Here is a 26,464-nt window from a genome sequence, read left to right as displayed (position 1 = left end):
TTGCATCATGTTGATGAAACTCGCTTTATCCGGCATGAAGAGCAAGCTGAAGGATTACTTGGTGCTGCTGGCCGGACTTGTCATTTCGATATCGATCTTTTATATGTTTCAGACGATGGCATGGAACCGCAGTTTTACTGAGAACAATGCGGTCATCAATTCAATTCAGCTTGTATATGTGCTAGGAACCATCTTGTTATCAGCCATTACATTTTTTTATATTTTGTATGCTAACGGCTTTTTACTGTCGCTCCGCCAACGGGAGTTTGGCCTTTATATGGTGCTGGGAGCCAGAAAAGATAAAATACGCAAGCTGATGTTTATCGAGACGATCGTGCTCGGTATGGTTTCTCTGGCCGCTGGACTCGGTATTGGCTTCGGTCTTTCAGCGCTGGTTGGGCGTCTCATGGCCCAGCAGCTCCAGGCAGATCTGACGGGCTATTATCCGGTATACGGTCCGGCAATCGGATTTACCGTTTTGTTTTTCGTCGCGTTGTTCATCTTCTCTGCGCTGTGGAATCAATTGAAGCTGGCGCGTATGCAGGTGCTGCAGCTGCTGCATGGCAGTATGAGGGCGGACCGTCCTTGGCGCAGCAGCGGCTGGAAAAAGGTGATGGTCGTTGTGGGCGTTATCGCCATCTTGCTTGGTTATCTGTCCTTAACGTTCATGGAACAGCTGCGGGAGATCGGTTTGTTTACTGCAACCATTATGACGCCGCTCGGCACCTATCTGTTGTTTATGGCGTTTCTGCCTCCGCTTGTTGCCAGGCTGAAGAAAAGTCATCAATTGCGCGGCATCCGGGCCTTTACGTTTGGTCAGCTTAGTTTTCGGATTAATGAACTGACGAAGCTGCTGGCTACGGTGGCGATGCTCATTGCGCTTGGAGCAGGGGCAATCGCAGGCGGACTGGCTTTCTGGAATGATGCGTTCATTCGCGGCGAGACTTACCGGGTGTACGATGCGACCGTCCATGATCCGAATGAAGCGGAGACGAATGTGCTTGCGGGCATCCCGTTCAAAGAGAGGTTCACTTATCGTTATAAGCTGGACAATGAAATCCTCTATTATGCGAAGGAGGATTTGGAGTCGCAGCGGCCGCTCGTTCATTCGCAGCAAGGGCGAGATTATTGGGATCAACTCAAGAGAGTGGAAGATCCGCTTCCGAAGGCAACTGCTGATTCTGCGGGGAAGGCAGTGGCTGGGGAAAGCGCGAATAGCTCTGCTGGAGGAGTGGCGGGGGAGAGTGCGGATGGAACTGCTGCGAGCGCTGATACGGGGATTGAAAGTGGAGTTGAAGGTGAAACTGCTGGTGGCATTGAAAATGGGGAGAGCCTAAGCTCGGATTGGACAACCTTTCTGTGGCAAATCGCACCTACTAATCTGTCCTACTCCGACGTTCGTTTGGCCGATAACGTGCAATTTGATGCGTTGGAGGCGAAGGAGCAGATTGTCGTAATCGGAAGAACGGATGACTTTCTGGCATACCGTTCTTCGTGGGAAAAGCTGGACCAGCTTGCTATGGAGAAAAGCGAGGGGATGGGAGTAACCTGGAGCAAATATGAAAACTATCAGCGGGCACTGGGCATTTCAAGCGGGACGATGTTTATGGGCTTTTTCCTCGGCATCGCCTTTCTGGCGATGATGGCAAGCTGCTTGATGTTCAAAATATTGTCCGGAGCAGCGAAAGACATACAGCGCTATGAGATGCTGCATAAGCTTGGCGTACGGAGGGAGAGGCTGTCGCGTTCGATTTACACCGAGCTGCTGCTCGTCTTCCTATTCCCGGGCATTGCCGGTCTGCTGCACGTATTGGTGGGCATGCGTCTCTTCTCGTTTATTTTGGCGGAGCCGTATTACCGGCTCTGGCTGCCGATCCTGCTATTTGCGGTGATCTATTCCGCGTATTATTTCATAACGGTTAATTTGTATAAAAGGATCGTGCTGCGCTAGGCAGCAGAAAGACAAGGCAGGCTTCGCTAATAGCGAAGCCTGTTTTATTATGCGAAGGGCAAGCCGTTGCTGCGCGCCGGCTTCGCTGTGCGGAAGCGCTAGTGCCTAGAGCGAATCGGCTTCGCAAAATAGCGAAGCTAACTTCGTTCGGCGGTGTTGTAACAGCTAGCTGACCGGTAACAGCGAAGTATTTTTCGCTATCGGCGAACCTAGATTCGCGGATAGCGAAATTTAGTTCGCTCCAGACGCGGGTATATGCTGCAAAGGGTGGATTAGCGAAGTCAGGTTCGCAAAAAAGCGAAGTTGGTTCGTTCGACGAAAGAGCCCCTCCGAGCAGCGAACCAGCATTCGCAATTAGCGAAACTAGCTTCGCTGTGCGGAAGCGCTAGTGCCTAGAGCGAACCAGCTTCGCAAAATAGCGAAGCCAACTTCGTTCGGCGGTGTTGTAGCAGCTAGCTGAGCGGCAACAGCGAACTAAGTTTCGCTATTGGAGAACCAAGGTTCATGGATAGCGAAATTTAGTTCGCTCCAGACGTAGGCGCATGCTGCAAAGGGTGGATTAGCGAAGCTAGGTTCGCAAAAAAGCGAAGTTGGTTCGTTCGGCGAAAGAGCCTCTCCGAGCAGCGAACCGATTTCGCTAAACAGCGAAATTTAGTTCGCTCCAGACGCGGGTATATGCTGCAAAGGGTGAATTAACGAAGTCAGGTTCGCAAAAAAGCGATGTTGGTTCGTTCGACGGGAGAGCCCCTCCGAGCAGCGAACCGATTTCGCAAAAAAGCGAAGTTAAGTTTGCTCCAGAAGCGGGCGCATGCAGCAAAGGGAAAATTAGCGAACCAGCTTCGCAAAATAGCGAAGCTAGCTTCGTTCGGCAGTGTTGTAACAGCTAGCTGAGCGGCAACAGCGAAGTGATTTTCGCTATTGGAGAACCAAGGTTCACGGACAGCGAAGCTAAGTTCGCTCCAGACGTGGCGCATGCAGCAATGGGCGATTTAACGAAGCTAGGTTCGCAAAAAAGCGAAGTTGGTTCGTTCGGCGAAAGAAGCCCTCCGAGCAGCAAACCAGCTTCGCAAATTAAGGTAATAATACGCTCATTAAAGCATCGAGCCACCATTATCGATGTCCCGCCCAGCCCTTAAAAAAGCGGTCCCGGAACCGCACATCCGGGAAAGCCATTAATATCCCGGATGGTATTGAACGGGTATTGCTTGGTGGCGAACTGACTTTGATACAAATATTCTTGCAGGACAACGCTGCCTCCCGTAAGGCTGCACAACACCCCTGTGACGCCTTGCCCATTCGTTAGAGACACGCCAACAGGCTGGCCGACCAATCCCAATGCTTTGGAATACCATGCCATTTGCAGCATCGCGTATTCACCTCCACTACCATTGTATGAAGGGCCATTGCGGAGGTGAAAAACATCGCCTTGCTGTGCACTACAGCACGCTCAGTGCTCAGTGCTGTTGCTGCGCAATTAAAAAGAAAGACCCGGGATCGGCTAAGCGCCTCCGGGTCATGAAGTGTACAAAAAAGGTAAAGCAGGCTACGAGTCGAGCTGTTGCGACTGATCCGGTTCGTTCTTCTTGTCCTTGCGGGCAACAGTCCCGACAAACCGTCCAATAATCAAGAACAACGGCGAGGCTTCGATTTCGGCCACATTAAACAGTTCTACCCAGTTGAAAATGACTAAAAACGGCAGGAGTCCGATTGCGATGATGCCGAAAATTAGACCGACAGAAACATTGCGAAGCATTTTACCCAGCGTCATACGATCATCACTCCTTTCACTTCTTCCTCACCCCCACATTATACGCCCCTTCCGCGACAGCATTCAAGCCCATGTCACATTTCCTTTCGTGAAAGCGTTTAATTCCAATCTCGATTTGGGAAGCCTACTTGATAAAGGAATTCTTCTTGTATCCGCAAATGGCCGTGAAGTATGATTAGACGTTGTAACGAACATCGTGATATTCACGGGAAGGGAGTTTGTTTTGAAAGGCAGAGGCTTATACGACAGCTATCTCAAAAATAATCTGTTTATGAAAATGATTCTGCTGTTTGCACTCATTACGACAGCAACGATCGTGACCTTCTCCTACTTTATGTTCAATGTGATGACCCAGTCGATCATTGGCAATGACCTCGAAAATCAGAAAAAGGCGATGGAGAGCGTCAACAGCTATATGACCCGCAAATATGAATCGGTGCAGTCGATTATGCGCGATGTATACCGGAATGAATCGCTATCGATTCAACTTACTTATTTTCTCCAGCATCCATTCGAGGAATATATGAAGTATCAGCTTGATCAATTTACAAGTGGAACCGATATCGACGTGCCGAAGGGACTCGATTATTTCGACAATAAGCTGGAAAACGACGGTGATATCGAAAATCTTCTGCTATATAGTTCGGAAAAACAGTTCTTATTTGCTTATAAAAAAGGACATGTGAACAAATTAATCTCAACTAACGCGTCGCGCTCGTATATTCCCGATGCAATGGCGCTCGAAAGTAGTGCAATGTCTGTCCCAAACGCCTGGGTCCGTCAAGCAATTGATCAGCATGATCCAAAGCTGTATGCGATGCGTGTTCCGATCACGGACAAAAACACGCTGAAAAATCTGGGCCAGATGCTCGTCTACTTTAATTCCGACAGTATTGCGCAATCACTGGATAGCTATAGGGATCAGTTGAAGGGCTATATTCTGGTGCTGGGACCAAGCGGTGAGGTACTGTTCGACTCGTCTAACAGCTATTACGGCACCCGATATCCATATGCAGACCGAATCGATCCGCTCAATGATACGGCGATGCTGGAGCAGGAGTCTTACGTCACGACGCTGTCGCAAAACCAGGCGGGCTATATGGTCGTCGGAGTCGCTCCGAAAGCAGAGATTGCTTCCTCCTATCAGGGACTAAAGCAAACCATCATGCTTATTAGCGCTATCTGCATCGCTGTCGTGCTGCTCGTTCCGGTTCTCGTCGTCATCAATTATGCGAAACGAACGAATAAAATTATCCGCTTCATGCGCAAGGTGGAGAGCGGTGATTTGTCGGCTCGTATCCATGATGAGAAGGAGGACGAGCTAGGGCAAATTTCCCGAAGCTTCAACGATATGCTGGAAGAGCTTGCCCGTCACATCGATCGCGTCTATATTGCAGAGATTAAGCAGAAGCATACGGAGCTAGCGGCATTGCAGGCGAGAGTTAATCCTCATTTTCTATACAATACGCTGGAAGTCATTCGCATGCGGGCCATTTCGCAAGGGGCGAAGGACGTTGGCGAAATGATCTACAGCCTCTCGGTTCTCTTCAAGAGCTTCGTACAGCCCAAAGGGGAGAGCACAATTAAGGAGGAGCTTGAGACTTCCCGGCTTTATCTGGAGCTGTTCCGCATCCGTTACAAAGACAAGCTCTCCTATGACATCCAGTGCGAGGAGAGCCTCGGCCGGAAAAAGATTATGAGGATGGCGTTGCAGCCCATCATCGAGAACTATGTTGTACATGGCCTGCAGCCCCATAGAGCGGATAACCGGATCGAAATTCGTGTCTCGGAGCAGGATGGCCGGATTCGCATGGAAATCGAGGACAACGGCAGCGGAATTGAACCCGAGCGGCTGGCGCAAATTCGCCATTCCCTGGATGCGGTGGAGGAGACCGGAGAATCATTCGGACTGCGAAGCGTCCATGAACGGTTGAGGCTGCTGTATGGCGACGAGTACGGGCTTGAAATGACGAGTGCACCGGGCGAGGGCACGAAGGTAAGCATCGACTTTCCCGGACAACAGGAGGGATAGCATGTATAGAGTATTCATAGTCGATGATGAGCCGTTCATTATTGAAGGGTTGTATGACATTATCGATTGGCCGGCTTACGGGCTGGAAATCGTCGGCTCCGCGGAAAATGGCAAGGATGCGCTGGAAGCGCTCAAGGGGCTATCGGTCGATATTTTGCTAACGGACATCTCCATGCCGGTTATGGACGGCTTAACCTTAATTCGCGAAGCCCGGCAGTTTCATCCGGAATTAAAAGTCATTATACTGAGCGGCTACAATGAATTTGACTATATTAAGTCTGGACTAAAGCTTGGCGTTGAAAATTATTTGCTGAAGCCGATTAATATCGACGAGCTGCAGGAGACGCTTGCCAATACAATCGACAAGCTGGATCAGAGCCGGCCGGATCGGATGTTTAGCGCTTATGATATTCGTATTCTTAGGGATAATATATTGTATCGCTGGCTAACCCGGCGGATTGCGTCCAACGAGCTGAAGGAACGGACGGAAATGTTGGATATTCGTTTGGATGCTCCGTATCTTGCCATTGCTGTGCTTCGTACGGACAGCCCGGCTAAGCCATTCTATGACGCCTTACAGCAGCTGGCCGATGAGGACAAGTCGATGCTGCCTTTCGTAGACATCGACGGGGATCAGGTTATTATATTTCTGTTCTCAGAGCTGGAGCAGGGCAAGGCAAAGGCGCTGGATATCCTTAACGGCTTGCAGAAGGAAATGATATCCGGCGGCAATCCGCTGCGAATATCGTTGGGCAGTGTGGTGCAAACGGAGGAAGGCGCGCCGGTCAGCTACGCACAAGCGAAAGAAGCACAGGAGTATTTCCTGCTCCATGATGAACCGGTCGTATTGGATTACGAATCGTTGGCGGAGCGGGGAGGGAATAGAAGCCAAACCGCGTTTGCTCTGGACTGGGCGCCGTTCTCCAAGCTGATTAAAGCGAAGGAGCTGGATCAGCTGCATGAGGCGATTGAAGCGGAGTTTGAGCAATACCAGATGATCGATGGCATTACACCCGCCTATATTCAAAGCATGGCAATTGAGATGATGATCCGCTTCAAGATGGAGCTGAAGGAGATTAAGCGCGCCGATCAGCCGGAATTGTACAAGGCCGGTTTCGTGCAAATCATGCAGGCGGATAAAATCGAGGAGCTGGCCGCCGTCGTGAAGGAAGCGGCGACGTTAACGGTGGATTCGCTCATTAGGGACGTGAAGAGCCCTATAATCCAGCAGTTGCTTACTTATGTCCACGACAACTATGCGCAGCCGCTGTCGCTGAAATCGCTCAGCCAGCAGTACAACATCCACCCCGTCTATCTCGGCCATCTGTTTCAGAAGGAGACGAGTGAGACGTTCACGGACTACATCAATAAATACCGAATCGACAAGGCGAAGGAAATGCTAAAGGATACGCAGCTGAAAGTGCAGGAGATTGCCATGCAGGTTGGTTATTGGGAGACGGGCTATTTCTACAAACAGTTTAAGAAATACGTCGGCATTTCTCCGACCGATTACAAAGGACTGCTCTAATGTAAGATTGGAGCGGTCTTTTCTTTAATTTGTACATCATATCTTTACTTTGTTCTCTATTTGAAAACCGTTTCATCCGGTACTTTTATATTAGCCTTTGAAAACGGATTCTTAAATTGAGGGCGGTCGGTTAAACGCTTTCTCGAAGGCTGCATAAAAATGATTTGCACTACGATATACACGGGAGGATTACGATGAGCAGAAAGAAAAAAGGCTTCATACCGGCGCTTGCGCTGCTGATGGTCATGACGATTGTGTTAAGTGCTTGCGGAGGCAAGGGCGGAGCAGAAGGTACACCGGAAAAACCGGTTGAACTGATCTGGTACACGATTGGCACGCCGCAGAAAGATGTCGACAAAGTTATGGCTGAAGTAAGCAAATATACAGCAGAAAAAATTGGCGTTACGGTCAAAATGAGCATGGTTGACTGGGGCGACTACGCACAGAAGCTGCAAGTCATGACAGCTTCCGGGGAAGCGGTAGACATCATGTTTACATCCTCGTGGGCGTTTGATTACGTTCAGAACGCTAGAAAAGGAGCATTCCTGCAGACAGATGATCTGCTTAAAGAATACGGCCAAGGCATCGTAGATACCCTTGATCCTGCGTTCCTGGAAGGCTCCAAGGTTGATGGACACAACTATGGCATCCCTGCCAACAAGGAGCTTCCTGCCCAAGAGGTATGGCGTTTCAACAAGAAACTGCTGGACAAGTACAACCTGGACATTTCCAATGTGTACTCGCTTGAAAGCTTAGAGCCGCTGCTCAAAACGATCAAGGCGAGCGAGCCGGATATTTATCCGCTTGCTGTAGATAAGAACCAAGTTCCTTACGTGCCTTACGATTACGTCATTGAGAAGCTTCCAATGGCAGTACCGCTCAATACAACCGATTACAAAATCGTAAACGTGCTGGATACGCCTGAGATGAAGCAAATTTTGAAAACCATGCACAAATACTATAAAGCCGGCTACATTCCTACCGAAGCGGCAACGCTCGATTCGCTGACGGATCTGCAAGCAACAGGCAGATGGTTCACAGATCGTGCAACGACGCAGCCGTTTGCAGACAACCTATGGTCCGCAAGCTACGGTTACCCGGTCGTATCGACACCAGCCAGCGAGCCGCTGATTTACAACTGGTCGGTAATGGGCTCGATGCAGGCAATCTCCGCTAACACGAAGTATCCGGAGAAAGCGATGCAATTTTTGAACCTGCTGAACACGGATCCGGTTCTTCGCAACATGGTTGATTCCGGTATCGAAGGCGTTCACTACAAGAAAGTAAATGACACCGTAATGGAAAATCTGGATGAATCGAAAAACTACGACATGCCGACGTTTGCACTTGGCAATGTTATGCTCACTTACTTGAACACGACTGACCCTGCGAACAAGTGGGAAGAGTTCAAGAAGTTCAACGATGCGGGCACGAAAGCTCCGCTGCTTGGTTTTAACTTCGATACGTCGAAAGTTGCAACTGAAATTGCAGCTGTCAACAATGTGAAGCAAGAGTTCTGGGCTGCATTAATGACAGGTACAGTTGACCCTGATGTGTACCTGCAGCGCGCTAACGATAAATTCAAAGCAGCCGGACTGGATAAAGTTATGGCTGAAGCGCAGCGCCAGCTTGACGAGTGGAGAGCCGCCAACAAGTAATCAAGCGGGAAGGTATGGGTCGGCAGTTTATCGATTCATACCTTCTCTCATTCATTTAACAGCAGAGAGGTGATCACATGGGAGCCTTTGGACGTTTTTTCAAAGACATCAACAAAAATAAAGCGATGCTGGTTATGGTTTTGCCAGCGACACTCTGGTTTATCTTATTTTCCTACTTGCCGATGGCCGGCATGATTATCGCATTCAAGGAATACCGCTACAGCCGGGACGGGTTTCTGGCGAGCATTATCGAGAGTAAATGGGTAGGTCTGCAAAACTTCAAGTTCTTGTTCAGCACCAATGACGCCTATATCATTACGCGCAATACCGTACTTTACAATGTGTTTTTCATCGTTCTGGGACTTATTATTGCCGTTGCGATGGCGATCGTCCTGGCGGAAATTACGAATAAGAAGCTGGCGAAAATTTATCAGACAGGTATGTTCCTGCCTTACTTCCTGTCCTGGGTTATCGTCGGCTATTTCGTATTCAGCTTCCTGAGCCTGGACCGGGGCGTCGTTAACCGGATCGCCGGATCATTTGGCATCGACCCTGTGAACTGGTATTCCGATCCGACCTACTGGCCGATTATTATCGTCGTCGTCTTCTTGTGGAAATCGGTCGGCTATAACAGCGTCATCTACTTGGCAGCCATTATGGGCATCGATAAATCACTGTATGAAGCTGCGATGATTGATGGCGCGAATAAATGGCAGCAAATCCGCAACATTACGATTCCGATGCTGACGCCGCTCATTACGATATTGACGCTGCTGGCGATCGGTAAAATCTTTTATGCGGACTTTGGACTGTTCTATCAAGTGCCACGGGATTCGGGAACGTTGTACAGTGTAACGAACGTTATCGACACGTACGTGTATCGCGGCCTGAAATCGACAGGCGAGATCGGGATGAGTACGGCTGCAGGTCTGTATCAATCGCTTATCGGGTTCATTCTCGTTATTACATCGAACGGAATCGTTCGCAAATTCAACAAAGACAATGCTTTGTTCTAGTCCTTCCGGTTATCTAATTGAACAGGCAAGCATTGCGAGGGGAGGAAAACCGCTATGTCCGCTCAAACTCAAATTCAATCTCAATCGGCGAAAGGCCGTGATTTTCATAAGTTAGGCCCGGTATGGAACGTCATTTTTCATGCGATGGCCGGTATTTTTGCTCTGATGTGCGTTTTTCCTTTTATATTCGTTATGATTATTTCTTTTACGGACGAGAATACGCTCGCTAGAAACGGCTACAGCCTTTTTCCGGAAAAATGGAGCGTAGAGGCTTACAGCTATTTATTCAAGGCTGGCGACCAATTGCTTCGCTCTTATGGCGTAACGATTGCCGTAACGGTGATCGGTACGGTGATCGGTGTCATTGCTACCGCGCTTTTCGCTTACGCGATCTCGCGCCGTGATTTTAAATACCGCAATTTCTTCGCTTTCTTCGCCTTTTTCACGATGCTGTTCAACGGCGGTCTTGTGCCGACCTATATTATCGTTACACAATTGCTCGGCTTGAAAGATTCCATCTGGGCGCTTATTTTGCCGCTGGCGGTTAACGCCTTCTATATTATGATTTTACGCACGTTTTTCTCGACGATGGTGCCGGACGCGATTATCGAATCAGGCAGAATCGACGGTGCAGGGGAGTTCGGCATCTTCTTCAAGCTGGTGCTGCCTTTGGCGCTTCCGGGTCTGGCCACGATCGCTTTGTTCAGCACGCTGGGCTACTGGAATGACTGGTTTAATGCACTTCTGTACATTAATACGCCGAATTTAGTGCCGCTGCAGTCCATGCTGATGCGGATTGAAAATAATATGCAATTCATTATGCAGAACGCTCAAAATACGTCGCTTAGCGTAGGCGTGCTGCAATCGATGCCGCAGGATACGTCGCGTATGGCGATGGTTGTGCTGGCAACAGGGCCAATTGTATTCGCATACCCGTTCTTCCAACGCTATTTCATTCAAGGCTTGACGGTTGGTGCCGTTAAGGAATAGTTACTCATCTGTCTGCAAAGGAGCATCTACTTACTATGGAGCAATTTAGACTACCGAAAATTCCGATGCCGGAGCTTACGCTTCCAAAGGCCGTTCAAGACGTATTGGAGGAGGCTGAACAGAAGCTGGCGCATCGTCCGAAGCTGCTGCAATTGTTCAAAAACTGTTTTCCGAATACGCTCGAAACGACAACGAAGCTGATGGAGGACGGCACGACATTTGTTATTACCGGCGATATTCCGGCCATGTGGCTGCGCGACTCCGTCGAGCAAGTTATTCATTATGTTCCGCTAGCGAAGCAAGACAAAGAGCTTCAGCGTATATTGAGCGGCTTGATCAAGCGCCATATCGCTTATATTCAGATCGATCCGTATGCGAATGCGTTCAATGAGACGGACAATGACTGGCATTGGAATACGACGGACGAGACCGATATGTCCCCATGGGTATGGGAGCGCAAGTTCGAGCTCGATTCCATCTGCTTCTCGATGCGTCTCGCTCATGCTTACTGGAAAGAGACGGAGCTGACGGATATTTTCGATTCCGGCTTCAAGCAAGCGATGCGCACGATCGTCTCGCTGTGGAAAACGGAGCAGCGTCACTTCGAGCTGTCCCCGTACCGTTTCGTACGGGATAACGGCATTCCTACCGATTCGCTGCGCAATAGCGGACTTGGCATGCCTGTCAATTATACCGGCATGATCTGGTCGGGCTTCCGCTCCAGTGATGACGCATGCGATTTCCATTACAACATTCCGGACAATATGTTCGCGGTTGTCGCGCTCCGTCAAATGAGAGATATTGCGGAATGGGTATTCCGTGATATGGATCTGGTGCAGGAGTTGAAAAAGCTGGAGGAAGACGTGGATCACGGCATTCAGCTGTACGGCATTTACCGTCATCCGGAGTTTGGCCCGATCTATGCTTACGAGACAGACGGCTTCGGCAACTATTGCCTGATGGACGATGCTGGCACGCCTGGTCTGATCTCGATCCCTTATTTGGGCTATACGAATGCGGATGATCCGATCTACCAGAATACAAGAAGGTTCGCACTCAGCAAGGAGAACCCGTTCTATTACGAGGGCACTGCGGCCAAAGGAATCGGCAGCCCGCATACGCCTCCAGGCTATATCTGGCATATGGCGCTGTCTATGCAAGGTATAACGGCAACGAGCAGCGAAGAGAAGCTCGCTTTGATCGATATGCTCGAAGCAACCGATGCGGATACCGGCTACATGCATGAAGGCTTCCATTCGGATGATCCAACGCAATTTACGCGCAAATGGTTTGCCTGGTCGAACAGCCTGTTCTCCCAGCTTGTGTACCAGGCGATGAAGGACGAATTGCTATGAGCCATAACGCCATCATTTTCTATGATCCCTCGTTTCCGGCGGTATCCCGGCCAAACCCGGCAGCGGAGCAGCTTCTCGCCGAGAGCGGGGTTGTCGTTAATGCTAGCGGTCTAGGTCAAGCGCTCGCTGCTGCGGGTGGCGGCAGCTTTGTCAATCTGCATGCGCCTTACTTTCCGAAGGAAGCCTGGAGCGAGATCATCGCTTACTTACGTCGCGGCGGCGGCTTGATCAGCGTTGGCGGAGCACCGTTTCAAATTCCGGTATCGCGCAATGATGCTGGGGTATGGGAGGCGGAACCTGCGCAGACGGCTTACCACCGTGAGCTGCAAATTCACGAAGCTTTGCCGGTAGATGCTGCGCCAATCCGCACGCTGTCGGCCATGGCGGATATTCCGCTGCTGGCAGGCAAGGAATCGCTGTTTGAAGTGTCGCCTACGTGGAATCTGGTGCCTCATGTATCCAAAAGCAGCGATTTGCCGCATCAAATGGGGTCGGCAGGTCCGATGGATGCTCATTTGTACCCGCTGTTAAAAGGTATTTCATCTGAAGGAAGAGAAGTTGCCGCTCCTGTTCTGCTGTGGGAGAACACGAAGGGCGCTTTCGCGGGAGCACGCTGGCTGTTCGTTAACCTGCCCTTGACCGAAGCATTCTGGCAAGGCGGAGGCGTTCAAGAGCTGCTTCGCTGGTCGGCGTATTGCAGCGCAGGCGTAACGGAGCTTTGGGTGAAGCCTAATTATGCTTCTTACGAGCCGGGTGAACAGGCGATGCTGACGCTGCAAATGCAGCAGCTTAGCCAACATTCCAGCGTTGATGAAGCTCCTGCAAGCTGGAGCTTCATCATCTCTGTCGAGCATGAGAACCATTCGGAGCAGCGTTGGTCGAGCCGTCTGCAAGAGGAAGCGACGAGCAGGCAGCTTATTCTGCGCTTGCCGGTTACGCTATCGCTTGTGAGCGGCTATTACAGCGTAGAATGCATTGCGGAGTCGTCGACGGGTGAACGACGCGTCCTTCGTCAAGGCTTCTGGGGCATGGATCGCGAGCTGTTGGCCGCAGGCAGCCCTGTAACTTGCGAACGCGATTATTTCATCAAGGACGGACGTCCGATGCCGGTCGTTGGCATGACCTATATGACTTCGGATGTGGCAAGGAAGTTTCTGTTCCTGCCGAATGCGTCAGTCTGGGAACGTGATATGGCGCAAATGCGCAAGGCTGGCATCAACTGGATTCGTACCGGCATATGGACTGCCTACCGAAATGTGATGCAGGTAGACGGTCATGCTTCGGAGGAGGCACTTCGCGCAATCGATGCGTTCCTCTTAACGGCGAAACGCCATGATCTGCAGGTAACCTTTACGTTCTTCTCCTTTACTCCGGAAACCTGGGAAGGAAAAAATCCGTATCTGGACCCGCGGAGCGTGGAAGCCCAGAAACGGTTCATCCGGGCGATTGTCTCCCGTCACAGCCAATCGAAGCATGTCGATTGGGATTTGATCAACGAGCCTTCGATGTTCGATCCGCCAAGGATTTTCTCGGATGGGCCAAGATCGGCGCGTGATTCGTTCGAGCAGGCTGCCTATGCGGCATGGCTGAAGGAGCGGCACGGCTCTATCGCAAGGCTTCAGAAAGTATGGAACATGACGCCGGAGCAATTGCCGGATTTCGAATCAGCTGTACCGCCGGAGCCGGAAGAAATCAACTTCGACGTGCAAGATATGCACCAGGGCAAGAAAGGGACACGCTGGCTGGATTATGTCCTGTTCTCCATGGATATGCACAACCGCTGGGCTAAACAATTATACGATGTCATCAAAGAGGAATGTCCGGATCATATGGTTACGGTTGGTCAGGACGAGGCGCTTGGCGCGCAGCGGCCTTCGCCGTTCTTCTATGGCGAGGCGGTGGATTACACGACCGTTCATTCCTGGTGGCTGAATGATTATCTCGTCTGGGACGGCATCTTTGCCAAGACGGCGGACAAGCCGAACCTCGTGCAGGAAACCGGTATTATGTACGTTGAGACGCCGGAAGGCCGGGCGAAGCGTTCCGAAGCTGAGCTGCGGAACATGCTGGAGCGCAAATATGCGTATGCCTTCTCGACCGGCGGTGCAGGCGCTGTGCAATGGATCTGGAACACCAACTTCTATATGGACAACGCTAATGAATCCCATATCGGAGCGGTTCGCGCAGACGGCACGGAGAAGCCGGAGGCGGATGTATCCTATGATTTCGGCCGGTTTATGGCGGAAATCCGTGATTTATTTGCCGGCAGGGAGCTGGAGGATACGGTAGTCATATTCCCGTACTCCAATGATTTCTCCAACCGCAAGCTGGCCTTTGACGCAACGACGACAGCGACCCGTGTGCTTGCTTATGAACTGAATAAGCCGTTCCGCGGCGTATCGGAATACCACTTGCACGAGCTGGAAGCGAATCCTGCCAAGCTGGTCATTTTGCCAAGTGCCCATAACCTGGATGACGCACAGTTCGAGCAGCTGCTCGGCTGCATCGAGCGGTCGGGAGCGACGCTGCTGTTAACGGGACCAACGAGTCTGGACGCGTATTGGCGGCCGGTTGACCGTCATACGGAGCTGTTTGGAGAAAGAGAACTTAAGAACGTCGTACGCGAGGAACAGCTTCGTATTGGCGACCGGGTATGGCCCGTTTCTTACGGCAGCCGCCGGATTGCGCAAGTATGGAAGGAATCCCGCAAAGGCGAGACCGATACAGATGCAGATGATTTGAGAGAGCTGCCGCTTGGCAAAGGACGCATCGTTTGGTGTCCGCTGCCGGTAGAGCTGAACGATCGCACCGAGACGCTCACAGCGCTGTATAAGTATGCGTTGGCCTCCTCAGGTTGTACGCAGGAGCTGGAGTGGGTGAAGGGCGGCGAACTGCCGGGCGTATACGGGCGCAAGCTCCAGTTCCGGGATGGCGCGCTGTTCATCTTCGTATCGGAGTTTGGCCGCAATGCGGACATTGAAGTGAAGGATCCGGCTTCTGGAGCTGGATATGCTTTTGAGCTTCCGAAAGAAAGATCGGTCTTGTTTGCAGTGGACAAGCAAGGCAAGCTGCTTTCTGTCTATCGGCCCCGCGAGTCCAGCATTACGGTGACCTCGCCAAGCAACTAAGGATTAATCAGCATAGAAAGGGGTTTGAACGATGACCTACAAACGGACTGCCCATATCATCTCGCATACCCACTGGGACCGGGAATGGTATTTGCCATATGAGAAGCATCATGTGCTGCTCGTCAAATTAGTGGATACGCTGCTTCATACACTGGAGACGGATCCGGATTTCAAAAGCTTTTATTTGGACGGACAAACGATCATTCTGGAAGATTACTTGCAGGTTCGCCCGGATAACCGGGAACGGCTGGAACGGTATATTAAAGAAGGCCGAATCGTAATCGGACCCTGGTACATCCTGCAGGATGCGTTCCTGACGAGCAGCGAAGCGAATATTCGCAACCTGCAGATTGGACATCAGGATGCAAGCCGCTACGGCACTATAGCAAAAGTGGGCTATTTCCCGGATACGTTCGGCAATATTGGCCAAGCGCCGCAAATGATGCGCCAAGCGGGTATCGACAACGCCGTGTTCGGCCGAGGCGTGAAGCCGACCGGCTTCAACAATACGGTAGCAGATTCCGAATACGAATCCTCGTTCTCGGAACTGATCTGGGAAGGTCCGGACGGCTCCCGTGTACTTGGCATCCTGTTCGCCAACTGGTATTCCAACGGCAACGAAGTGCCGGCAGACGAAGCAAGCGCCAAGGAGTATTGGGAGCGTAAGCTTGCGGATGCGGAGAAATATGCCGCTACCGGACAATTGCTGTTCATGAACGGCTGCGATCATCAGCCCATTCAACGGGACTTGCCTGAGGCGCTGGAGATGGCTAGGAAGCTTTACCCGGATACGGAGTTTGTTCATTCCAACTTCGAGGACTACTTGGCTTCCGTGAACGAATCGATGACACGCGAGCTGTCCGTCGTGAAGGGCGAGCTTCGCAGTCAGCGTACGGACGGCTGGTCCACGCTTGTAAATACGGCATCCGCACGTGTGTACTTGAAGCAAATGAATCAGCTGGGACAAGCGATGCTGGAGCGTGTGGCAGAGCCGCTCGCCGCATTCGCTTACTCGCTGGGCCATGAATATCCGCATCATTTGTTTACTTATGCGTGGAAGACGCTGATGCAGAACCATCCGCATGACAGCATTTGCGGCTGCAGCGTCGATGAGGTTCACCGTGAGATGGTGACCCGATTCGATAAGAGCCGCCATGTGGCGGAAGCGATCATCGACGAGAGCAAGCAAATCGTCGCCGATGCTGTCGACACTTCGGTATTCGAGCAATACGGCGAGGCTGCAATTCCATTCGTCGTCTACAATACGACGGGCTGGAACCGCAGCGGTGTCGTGAGTATTGAGCTTGATATCGAGCGTATCTACTTCCGCGACGGCCACTCGCTAGACACGATGAATCAAATGATGTACGCCGTTGATGTGACGGGCCGGGAACTTGTTGACCATAACGGCAGTGCAGTTGCTCACACTATGGCCGATTTGGGACTCCACTTCGGCTATGAGCTGCCAGACGACAAGTTCCGTCAGCCTTACATGGCTCGCAGAGTACGGCTTACGTTCGAAGCGAAGGATGTTGCAGCGCTTGGTCTGGCTGCTTATGGCTATGTACGTAAAGCTGCTGCAACAGCAGCAGAGCAAGCTTCGGCATCATTGGCAGCTGGCCCGAATGCGCTGGAGAATGAATGGCTCCGCGTTGACATCAGCAACGACGGCTCGTTCCAATTGACTGACAAGCGCAACGGCCAAATCTACTCCGATCTTGGCGTATACGAGAACACTGGCGATATCGGCAACGAATATATGTACAAGCAGCCGAATGGCGAGCAGGCACTGACGACGAAGGGACTGCCAGCCCGCATTCGTCTAGTTGAAGATACGCCATACCGTGCTTCCTTCGAAATCATTCATGAATGGGCGATTCCTGCTTCGGCGGAGCCATATTTCGAGGTGGAGAAACAAGAAGCGGTCTATTTCCCGGACCGCAAATCTCAGCGTACGGAGACAATGGTTCCGCTTGTTATCCGTACTGAAATCGCACTAAGCCGCGAGGGCAAGGGACTGGAGTGGAAGTCTTCCTTCAACAACCAGGCGAAGGATCACCGGGTTCGCGTATTGTTCCCGACGGATCTTGCCGCGGCTTATCATCATGCGGATTCGATCTTCGAGGTTGTACGCCGCGACAACGAGCCGGCGCCGGAGTGGAGCAATCCAAGCAACGCTCAGCATCAGCAGGCATTCGTTGACGTAAGTCACGGACAAGCCGGTCTGACGGTAGCGAACCTCGGCTTGAATGAGTATGAGGTGCTGCGCGACGGACGCCAGTCCATCGCGGTTACGCTGCTTCGTGCAGTTGCCGAGCTTGGCGACTGGGGCGTATTCCCGACGCCGGAAGCGCAATGTCTGGGTGAGCAGCAATTCAGCTTGATCATTTTGCCGCATAACGGAGACGGTGCCGCTTCGGGCGCATACGCGGGGGCTTATCAGTTCCAAGCACCTTGGACGGTTAGCCAGACGGGCGTTCACTCAGGCAAGCTTGCTCCGGCAGGCGCTTTGTTCCAGTGGGAAGGAAGCAGCATGGCGTTCACCTCGTTGAAGGTAAGCGAGCAATCCGGCGATTACATGGCGAGATGGTTCAACATGAATGCTTCTGCTGCTGAGCTGAAGCTGTCGGGCGCGGCTTATGCAACGCTTGAAGAAGCTTATAAGAGCGATGTGCTGGAGCAGGCGGGCGAAAGCCTTTCTGTTCAAGCAGAAGGCGGAGCTCAATCTTATGTGCAATTGCCGGTCGGGCCTTGCGAGATTGTGACGATTGCCGTTAAACATTAATGCCATTTATAACTGTAAAAGTGTAAAAAAGCATCGGTTCCGGGGCAATCCCCAGGAATCGATGCTTTTTATTTACGCAGGCCTGCGAGAGGCCGCTTCTTGGTTTAATATCCCGCCATCATGGCTGCATCCGCTTTTTGCCCCTTCTTCAGGGTCTGACGAAGCTTTTATTTCCACCAGACAGAGGAGGGAAGACGTTCGGAGCGGAAGGCGACCGGTTCTCCGATTCGCGGGGTAGCGAGTTCTACGCCCCGCTGTTCAGCCGCCCGGACGACCCGGTTAATCGGGTCATGCCAGTCATGGACGGCGAGCGTGAAGGCGCCCCAATGAATCGGTACCATCCGTTTTCCGCGAACGTCGAGATGGGCCTGCACCGATTGCTCAGGCAGCATATGAATGTCGCGCCAGCGATCGTCATATTGGCCGCATTCGATGAGCGTCAGGTCGAACGGACCGTATTTTCCCCCGATTTCACGGAAATGCGGGCCGTAGCCGCTGTCACCGCTGAAGAACAGCTTCTCTCCGCCGCCTTCGATGATCCATGAACACCATAGGGAGGAATTTTCGCCGATGACGTTGCGCCCGGAGAAATGTCTTGCTGGTGCGCATACGAGCTTCAAGCCTTCAAATTCGGTTGTCTCTCCCCAGCCATATTCTTCAATTGCTGCTTTCTTCACGCCCCATGCTTCCAAATGGATGCTCACGCCCGCCGGTACAATAAACCGCCGGACCCGGTCCTTTAGCTTGCGGATCGTTCCGTAATCGAGATGGTCATAATGGTCATGCGATAGGATGACAGCATCGATTATGCCCATTTGGCTTATATCGAACGGCAAGTTACGGCTGTAGCGGCCGTTGCCGAATATCGGGAAGGGCGACGGGGATCGGCCAAACATCGGATCAAGCAGCAGCGTCTTGCCTGCAAGCTCAACCCAGACTGCCGAATGGCCGAGCCATACGACGCGGGCTTCGCCTGTCTTCTCCGGACGGAACGGCACCGTTTCAAGGGGACTGCTCGGCTTCCGCAACGGATCGCCCTTTGCCATGTCCGCCATCACTTTCGCCATCTCGGAAGGCTTCATGCTTTTGGAAGTCGGAATCTCATTGTGAAATTTGCCGCCGTTATAATTTGGATAGCTTTGATACTGACTGCGCAGCAGAGATGAGGGCCTTTTGCCAAGCGGAGGGTACAAGGAGATTATCAAGACGGCCGCCATCAATACCAAGATGAGCAGGGAAATGAAAACAATCACGAAGTCAGCCTCAATTCTATTTTTTGTTGTCATTATAGCATGAATGGACAGCGGATTCTTTCTCCCCGGTTTGCAGCAATAAAATGGTATAATAACCTCAATATTAGGCCTATTGAGGGCCAATTGCGGAGGATGAAGTACACGAGTGAAGCTGGAGCGTCTCATTTCGATGATTTACATGCTGCTGAACAATGAAGTCATATCGGCATCCGCACTAGCGGACAAGTATGAGGTGTCGCAGCGGACGATTTACCGGGATATTGAAGCGATAAGCGCGGCAGGCATTCCGGTCGTATCCTATCAGGGTGTGAACGGCGGCTACGGCATTATCGATTCCTATAAAATGGACAAAAGCTTGCTGAATGCCTATGATGCGGAAACGCTTATTACCGTACTAAGCGGATTATCGACCGTCTTTGAGGACGAGCAGGCGATGGATACGGTGCGCAAGCTGCAAACGATTCAAAGGGATAACGCCAATCCGGTGCTCAATCTGGAGATGGGCGGCCACCCGTTATACAACCAACTGCTTCGTGACTTAAGAGAGGCTATTACGAGAAGGACGGTCATTCAATTCGACTATATCAGCTGGAAGAACGAGCGGACGAAGCGCAGCGTGGAACCGGCGAGTCTGAAGTTCAGAAGGCAAGCCTGGTACTTGTACGGCTTTTGCAGAGAACGGAACAATTTCAGAGAATTCAAGCTGTCGCGTATTTCGGATATGAAGGTGCTGGCGGAGCACTTCCAGCGCAGAGTCGAGCTGCCGCCAGTAGAGCGTGATCCCTATCAACGAAATGAAGGCGCCGAGTCTGTTGATGTTTTGCTGCGTTTTACGAAACGATCGCTCGCCTTGGCGCTGGATCATTTCAACAACCAGGAACGAACGTATCACGAAGACGGATCGATGACGATCAAGCTGCAGCTTCGCGATGCCGACAATACCAAATGGCTCATTCGGGTGCTGCTCAGCTTTGGCGAGGATGCGGAAATTATCGAGCCGGCGAGCTTGCGTCAGGAGCTTAAGATGACGTTGGGTAAAATGATGCAAATCTATTCGGATGAAGTCTAGCGAGCGTGGAGCCCGTCGGGTTGCTTCATAAGTGACGGATGGATTCGAGGTGGGTTCTCTTACCAAATTGACACGTCTAGTGAAGCTTGCTAGAATGCTAATGTTAAAAGCATATCGGATTAATAGGGAATGCAAAATGGATCAGGCTGGGGCTTTTCGGCAAGGGCGGCAATGTCGGCGGCTTGCTGCGAAAGCCTTTTTCTCCATCATTCGGGAAGGTGAGCCATGAAACTCAAGCTGAGGCACAAGCTGGTGCTGTTCGTCATTATCGGGGCCGTTGCAATAAGCTTTGTTGGACTGCTCTATGTTCAGAGAATGCAGACGTTGTATGAACGGCTTGTCTATGAGGAAGCGAGCGACAAGCTCTATTTGTATTCGGAGCGGATGGAAGAGAAGCTCAATGAGATCGACAAGTTTACGCTCACCCTCGTCAGCGACCCGGATATTCAAGAACGGCTGAAGCAGATCAAGCATGAAAAGGGGACGCTGGAATATTTGACGGCGGTCAGCGCCTTGAAGCAAAAGCTGCTCACCTATCCTTTCCACGACTATTCGATTAAGTCGATTGTAATCGTGGATACGAGCGGCAATGAATATTTGGCGGGCTCGCTCGCTGATGCCCCGGTGCCGGCGCATGACTCGGAGATGATCCGGCTGGCCGCTGATAAAGCCGGTGCCAGCTATTGGGTCGGAGGCAAGGAGCCGATGACGTTTCTGTCGGTACGGCAAATCCGCGCCGTGCAGAATATGGACTTGCAGCCGCTGGGCACGCTTATTATCCGGGTGGAAGCCAGCCAGATCGTTAGCCTTAAGGATAAGAAGAGCACGCGCTACAACACCTCCCTCATTATCCAGGATGGAGAGAAGCCGGTCTATTCCGACACGGGTGAAGCTTTGGCTGTCGAGCTGCCGGCAGGGTTTCGTCATGGGGAGGAAGAGGGGAGTGCCGAGCCGTACAGCATGCTTAGCGTGAAAAATCATAAATATTTAGCAACCTACTCAACACTTGCCTATACGGGGTGGACGTTTATCCACCTTGTTCCGTATGAATCGTTATTCGAAGCCGCGGTCTTTATGAGGCGGATATTGCTCGTCTTGTACGGATGTATTTTCGCCGTGCTCATCTGGTTTGGCCTTATTTTCTCCAGAAGCATAACCCGCTCGCTGGAGGAATTGACGCTGCGGATGGCTAAAGTAGAAAAGGGGGATTTCTCCTCCATTCACACCGTTCCGGTGAAGAAGCCGGATGAAATCGGTTTGCTTACGATCAATTTTTCGAAGATGGCGGACCGGCTCGATCACCTGATTAAAGAAAATTATGTGAAGCAGATTCATCTGAAAGAGTCGCAATACGAGACGCTTAAGGCGAAGCTGAATCCGCATTTTTTATATAATACGTTAGATTCGATTAACTGGCTGGCTAGACGGAATGGACAAGCTGCCATCTCGAAAATGGTCAAGGCGCTTGGCGACATGCTTCGCAATACGATCAGCCGCAAGGAAATCGTCACCCTCCGGGATGAGATGACCCATCTGAATAACTATTTTTCGATTCAGCAATTCCGGTTTGAGCATCGGTTGCACTATGAGATTGAGATTGCCGAAGAACTGCAGGGGCTGTATTTGCCGAGTATGATCCTGCAGCCAATCGTTGAGAACTGCATGAAGTACGGTATCGATGAGACGACGGGAGAATGCGAGATTTCCATCAGCGGCGAGCGATTCGGCGATCGGCTGGATCTATGGATTACGGATCGCGGCCCAGGGATGGACGCCGGTTATTTGCAGGCTGTCGAAGGCAATCAGTCATCATCATCGGGTATGACTGTTCGTACTAGTGCCGGAGAGCAAGGGAAGTCTAGCGGAGGGTTTGGCTTGCGAAGCATTCACGAGCGGATTCATCTGCTATACGGAGATCAATATGGAATTAGCATTCATCGGGGACTGGATCAAGGGACGACGATACGGGTATCTTTGCCGGTTATGACGGAGAGCGAGGCAGTGGGATGAGTAATTATAAAGTGTTAGTCGTAGATGATGAACGGATGATCCGGGAAGGGATCGCCGATATGATCGATTGGAGGTCGCTTGGGCTCATGCTGGCGGGAACGGCGCCGGACGGCCTGTCGGCCTACAGGGAGATTATCGAGAAGCGCCCGGATATCGTGATTACCGATATTAAGATGCCGAAGTTAAACGGTCTGGAGCTCATCCAGAAGACACAATCGGAAATTTCCGGCACCACCTTCATCGTCCTGTCGGGCTATGGAGAATTTGAGCTGGCCGCGCAAGCGATGAAATTCGGGGTTAAGCATTATTTGCTGAAGCCCAGCAATGAAGAGGAAATTATACAGGTGCTGCATGAGGTGAAGGCGGAGCTCGAGGCTCAACGTAGCAAGGAGCGTCAATGGGAAGGGATGCAGCGGCAGCTGGCAGAGACCGGCAGCAGCGGTCAATCGGCCCGATCGAATGCCTTTTATGCTACAACCGAAGGCTGGGGGGCGAGCGATTCGGAGCTAGTGCCGGGCGCTGCTGCGAACGCAGCGGTCTGGTCGGCGGAAGAAGATGAATATGTGCGGACCATTGCGGCCGCAATCCGGAACGGCGAAGAATCGGAGCTCGAGAGAGGCTTGGCCGTATTTTTCCATGCCCTGTTCGAGAAGCGTCCGGAGGCGAAGTTTGCGACAGGACGCTGCATGGAGCTGCTAGACGCCGCCTTTAAGGAAGCGGCGCTTGCATTTGGTTATAAGAAGGAAAGTGACGGTGTCCGTATCTGGCAAATGAAGACGCTGAAGGAGATTCAGCGCTACATGACGGAGGAGCTTTCCGCTATTATGGACAGCCAGAGGGAGCTTCGCTCCGATAAGCGTTCCCGGGTCATCGCCCGGATTAAACAGTTAACGGACGAGCACTTGGATAATCGTCAGCTGTCGCTGCAATGGCTGGCACAGCATCACTTGTTCCTGAACTCGGAATATTTGGGCAAGCTGTTCCGGCAGGAGACGGGGGAGAAGTATACCCGCTATCTTACGGTCATGCGGATGGAGAAGGCGAAGGAGCTGATCGAGTCGCTGCCGCAATTGAAAATGTATGAAATCGCGGAGCGGTGCGGTTTCGAGCAGGACCCGCAATATTTCGCCAATGTGTTCAAGAAAATTTATGATTGCTCGCCTGCGGAATACCGGAAACGGATAAGCGGCGTGTCGGAATAAGAACGGATTTTTACAACAAAGAGTACGGTTTTTTACCTATTTTCGAATAGGTATTAGGCTTAATATAGGTATAAAGCACAGTAAATTCATCAGAAATATAGGAAAGGCGGTAGGGGTGAACATGACTCGACCCGGTACACCAGATGCATTCATCCGCAACGAACGCGAAGCGGAAATCGCGGCAAGAGCTGACCGGCTTGCGTCGATATTCGCGGAGAGAGCTCCCAAGCATGATCTGGAGGGATCGTTTCCGTTTGAGAACTTTGAAGACCTGAAAGATTCGGGGTATTTGAAGCTGACCGTTCCGCATACCTACGGAGGAGAAGAAGCATCGGCCTACGAAATGGCATTGTCGCAGGAGCGGCTTGCCAGAGGTGACGGCTCTACGGCGCTTGCTGTCGGCTGGCATCTTCATATGATGATGCAGCTGCGGTTATCCCGCGCATGGCCGGAATCGCTCTACGGCCAGCTTTGCAAGGATGTCGTGCAGGACGGCGTCGTCATCAATGAGCTGGCAAGCGAGCCGGCGACCGGCAGCCCGACCCGCGGTGGCAGACCGGAGACGACGGCTAGCCGTACAGAAGGCGGCTGGTTGATTACCGGACGCAAGACGTTCAGTACGCTCAGTCCGATTCTCAAGCAGTTTGTCGTAACGGCTGGAATCGAGGGCAGCGACAAGGTCGGTGCTTTTCTCGTACGAAGCGGGCTTGGCGTACAGGTCGCAGAGACGTGGAATACGATGGGCATGCGGGCGACCGGCAGTCATGACGTGCTGCTGCAGGACGTATTCGTCCCGGATGCGGAGACGATTCGAGGGCTGGAGCAGCCTGCGGCGGGTACGCCGTCCATACCGACAGAAGGCACGATGCTGCATATTCCGGCCTGCTATATCGGAATTGCGTATGGCGCCCGGGATTTTGCACTGGCCTTCGCCCGCAAGCATAAGCCAAACTCGCTGACCGTTCCCATCGCGGAGCTGCCCAATGTGAAGCGCCAGCTGGCGCAGATCGAGGTCGATCTCATTACCGCCCGAAGCTATCTGTACCAGACGGCGGATCGCTGGGACAAGGAGCCGGAAAACCGGGCTTCTCTGCGAACCGATCTTGGCTTGGCGAAATATATCGCAACGAACGCGGCCGTTCGTATCGTCGATCAGGCGATGCGCATCGTCGGAGGCTTGAGCCTGTCCCGCAGCTTGCCATTGGAGCGCATGTACCGGGACGTTAGAGCGGGCCTGCATAATCCGCCGATGGACGACATCGTACTGACGAATTTGGCCAATCGGGCCATCGCCGAAGCGGACTAAGATTGGGATTGAGAATAAGGGAAGGGCAGTAAGTCTATTCGTAAAGGAAGCAGCGCTATGGTTGACATGAGGAAAATCGGAATCGGTATATTGCTGCTGCTGGCAGTCGTTCTGACGCTATGCATGAGCGCAATGGGCACGGGCTCGGTATTTGACCGAGACCGCATGTCTTCTACCCGTGCGTCCGAAAGTCCGGAGCCCGTAACGCTGAGGATGACTTATTGGGCCAATTCCCAATTGACCGTCGAGAAGAATGAAGCGGTCATTCGATTGTTCGAGCAGGCCCACCCGAATATCCGCGTGAAGGCGGAATATTTCTGGGGCGACGCCTATACCGGCAATTTGTCGGTGATGGCGGCTACGAACAGCCTGCCCGATATCATCCGCATGGACTACGCCGACATCTCGGAATATATCGAGAAGGATTTGCTGCTGCCTTTGAATTCGTATATTGAATCGAATGTGATTGACCTGCGGTCAAGCCATCCGGTTCATAATCAAGGAGCAACCGTCAACGGCCTCACTTATGGCATTAATATCGGCAATAACGCACTCGTCATGTTTTACAATCCGAAGCTGCTGGAAGAAGCGGGGGTAGAGCCTCCAGGCCCCGATTATTCTTGGGAGCAGTACGAAGCCGATCTTCGGACGATCAAGCAGCGGACCGGTGTGTACGGGGATACGACGCTGACCTTCAAGCACTTTCAAGTGTGGTTGAGACAGCAGGGCAAATCGCTCTACAACAGCTCGCGAACTGGACTTGGGTATGACGATGACGAATCATTCGTCGCCTTCTTCAAGCAGCAGCTCCGCTGGATGGACGAGGATCTTGTCAGCCCCGCAGCTCTGGAGCAAAGCACAAGGGGATTGGATGACGGCGCGTTTCCCAAAGGCTTGACGGCGTTCGGAGCGCAGACGTATTGGAGCAATCAGATCGATATTATGGAAAATCAGCTCGGCTTCCCGATCGGACTCGCCATGTATCCGGGCTCGGGAGACCGGGGCATGTACATCAAGCCGTCCTTCTACCACGGAATTGCGAAAAGCTCGACACATCCGGATGAAGCGGCGCTGTTCATCGACTTTTTCACCAACAATATCGAAGCAGCCAAATCGTTAAGCGGTTATTTCGGATTGCCTTACAATCCTACCGTTATTGCCAGCATTAAAGATTCTCTTTCCTTAACGCAAAGAAAAGTACTGGATTATCTCGCTTTGGTGGAACAGCGGGGAAGCCCGATTGATCCGCCGGAATCGGCGGTCGGTGCTGAACTGGTTAAGCTGTTCAACTCGCTGCAGCGGGAAATCTTGTACAAGCGGATCACCCCGGAGGCGGGCGCGGCCCGTTTCCGAAGCGAGGCTACGGAGAAGTTGTCTGGCCAGGCTAATCCCAGACCATAATTAGAATGGAGA

The 26,464-nt window shown here is 51.9% G+C and carries 17 protein-coding genes; 14 read left to right on the top strand and 3 right to left on the bottom strand.

Annotation, left to right across the window (positions count from 1 at the left end; all coding sequences use genetic code 11):
- The first annotated feature begins 7 nt into the window (after nucleotides 1-7).
- Entirely contained in the window at nucleotides 8-1,951 is a 1,944-nt protein-coding gene (locus IEX98_RS08990; protein WP_188888621.1) for an FtsX-like permease family protein, read from the top strand.
- A gap of 1,132 nt (nucleotides 1,952-3,083) precedes the next feature.
- Here IEX98_RS08990 and IEX98_RS08985 read toward each other — a convergent pair.
- Both IEX98_RS08985 and IEX98_RS08980 read right to left on the bottom strand, forming a co-directional pair.
- Nucleotides 3,084-3,308 (bottom strand): hypothetical protein, encoded by a 225-nt coding sequence (locus IEX98_RS08985; RefSeq protein WP_188889320.1) that lies wholly within the window; start codon nucleotides 3,306-3,308, stop codon nucleotides 3,084-3,086.
- Between the two features lie 186 nt (nucleotides 3,309-3,494).
- Nucleotides 3,495-3,719, bottom strand: coding sequence for a hypothetical protein (locus tag IEX98_RS08980; RefSeq protein WP_188888620.1), 225 nt, complete (start codon nucleotides 3,717-3,719; stop codon nucleotides 3,495-3,497).
- A 223-nt stretch (nucleotides 3,720-3,942) separates the two neighbouring features.
- Between IEX98_RS08980 and IEX98_RS08975 the strand changes: the two genes are divergently transcribed.
- From IEX98_RS08975 to IEX98_RS08940, 8 genes are all read left to right on the top strand, one after another.
- Nucleotides 3,943-5,751 carry a sensor histidine kinase gene (locus IEX98_RS08975; protein WP_188888619.1) on the top strand — a complete coding sequence of 603 codons (1,809 nt, stop codon included), beginning with the start codon at nucleotides 3,943-3,945 and terminating at the stop codon, nucleotides 5,749-5,751.
- A gap of 1 nt (nucleotide 5,752) precedes the next feature.
- Entirely contained in the window at nucleotides 5,753-7,279 is a 1,527-nt protein-coding gene (locus IEX98_RS08970) for a response regulator transcription factor (RefSeq protein ID WP_188888618.1), read from the top strand.
- 194 nt (nucleotides 7,280-7,473) lie between these two features.
- Nucleotides 7,474-8,937 (top strand): ABC transporter substrate-binding protein, encoded by a 1,464-nt coding sequence (locus tag IEX98_RS08965; protein WP_188888617.1) that lies wholly within the window; start codon nucleotides 7,474-7,476, stop codon nucleotides 8,935-8,937.
- 77 nt (nucleotides 8,938-9,014) lie between these two features.
- Nucleotides 9,015-9,953 carry an ABC transporter permease gene (locus tag IEX98_RS08960; protein ID WP_188888616.1) on the top strand — a complete coding sequence of 313 codons (939 nt, stop codon included), beginning with the start codon at nucleotides 9,015-9,017 and terminating at the stop codon, nucleotides 9,951-9,953.
- Nucleotides 9,954-10,007: 54 nt separating this feature from the next.
- Nucleotides 10,008-10,943, top strand: a complete 936-nt coding sequence (locus IEX98_RS08955) for a carbohydrate ABC transporter permease (protein ID WP_042167525.1) — start codon at nucleotides 10,008-10,010, stop codon at nucleotides 10,941-10,943.
- Between the two features lie 35 nt (nucleotides 10,944-10,978).
- Complete coding sequence (locus IEX98_RS08950; protein ID WP_188888615.1) at nucleotides 10,979-12,298, top strand: glycoside hydrolase family 125 protein; 1,320 nt, start codon at nucleotides 10,979-10,981, stop codon at nucleotides 12,296-12,298.
- A complete protein-coding gene (locus IEX98_RS08945) occupies nucleotides 12,295-15,426 on the top strand; it encodes a beta-galactosidase (RefSeq protein ID WP_188888614.1) in 3,132 nt (1,043 codons plus the stop codon). The genes IEX98_RS08950 and IEX98_RS08945 overlap by 4 nt, the downstream gene beginning before the upstream one ends.
- 31 nt (nucleotides 15,427-15,457) lie before the next feature.
- On the top strand, nucleotides 15,458-18,211 hold the full coding sequence (locus tag IEX98_RS08940) for an alpha-mannosidase (RefSeq protein WP_188888613.1): 2,754 nt from the start codon (nucleotides 15,458-15,460) through the stop codon (nucleotides 18,209-18,211).
- 167 nt (nucleotides 18,212-18,378) lie between these two features.
- Here IEX98_RS08940 and IEX98_RS08935 read toward each other — a convergent pair whose 3' ends face one another.
- On the bottom strand, nucleotides 18,379-19,464 hold the full coding sequence (locus IEX98_RS08935) for an MBL fold metallo-hydrolase (protein WP_229692065.1): 1,086 nt from the start codon (nucleotides 19,462-19,464) through the stop codon (nucleotides 18,379-18,381).
- Nucleotides 19,465-19,609: 145 nt separating this feature from the next.
- On the opposite strand from IEX98_RS08935, the gene IEX98_RS08930 reads away from it, so the two are divergent.
- The 5 genes from IEX98_RS08930 to IEX98_RS08910 all read left to right on the top strand — a co-directional run bounded on the left by IEX98_RS08930 (nucleotide 19,610) and on the right by IEX98_RS08910 (nucleotide 26,452).
- On the top strand, nucleotides 19,610-20,533 hold the full coding sequence (locus IEX98_RS08930) for a helix-turn-helix transcriptional regulator (protein ID WP_188888612.1): 924 nt from the start codon (nucleotides 19,610-19,612) through the stop codon (nucleotides 20,531-20,533).
- 225 nt (nucleotides 20,534-20,758) lie between these two features.
- A complete protein-coding gene (locus tag IEX98_RS08925) occupies nucleotides 20,759-22,543 on the top strand; it encodes a cache domain-containing sensor histidine kinase (RefSeq protein WP_188888611.1) in 1,785 nt (594 codons plus the stop codon).
- Nucleotides 22,540-23,745 (top strand): response regulator transcription factor, encoded by a 1,206-nt coding sequence (locus tag IEX98_RS08920; protein ID WP_188888610.1) that lies wholly within the window; start codon nucleotides 22,540-22,542, stop codon nucleotides 23,743-23,745. The genes IEX98_RS08925 and IEX98_RS08920 overlap by 4 nt, the downstream gene beginning before the upstream one ends.
- Nucleotides 23,746-23,866: 121 nt before the next feature.
- Nucleotides 23,867-25,051, top strand: a complete 1,185-nt coding sequence (locus tag IEX98_RS08915; protein ID WP_188888609.1) for an acyl-CoA dehydrogenase family protein — start codon at nucleotides 23,867-23,869, stop codon at nucleotides 25,049-25,051.
- A gap of 57 nt (nucleotides 25,052-25,108) precedes the next feature.
- Nucleotides 25,109-26,452: an ABC transporter substrate-binding protein gene (locus IEX98_RS08910; protein WP_188888608.1), complete on the top strand. Its 1,344-nt coding sequence runs from the start codon at nucleotides 25,109-25,111 to the stop codon at nucleotides 26,450-26,452.
- The last annotated feature ends 12 nt before the right edge of the window (nucleotides 26,453-26,464 follow it).

It is taken from the genome of Paenibacillus radicis (ex Gao et al. 2016), assembly GCF_014641555.1.
GTDB classification, from domain to species: Bacteria; Bacillota; Bacilli; order Paenibacillales; family Paenibacillaceae; genus Pristimantibacillus; species Pristimantibacillus radicis.
The sequence above is the reverse complement of the archived record's forward strand: the minus strand, read 5'-3'. Positions and strand labels throughout refer to the sequence as shown.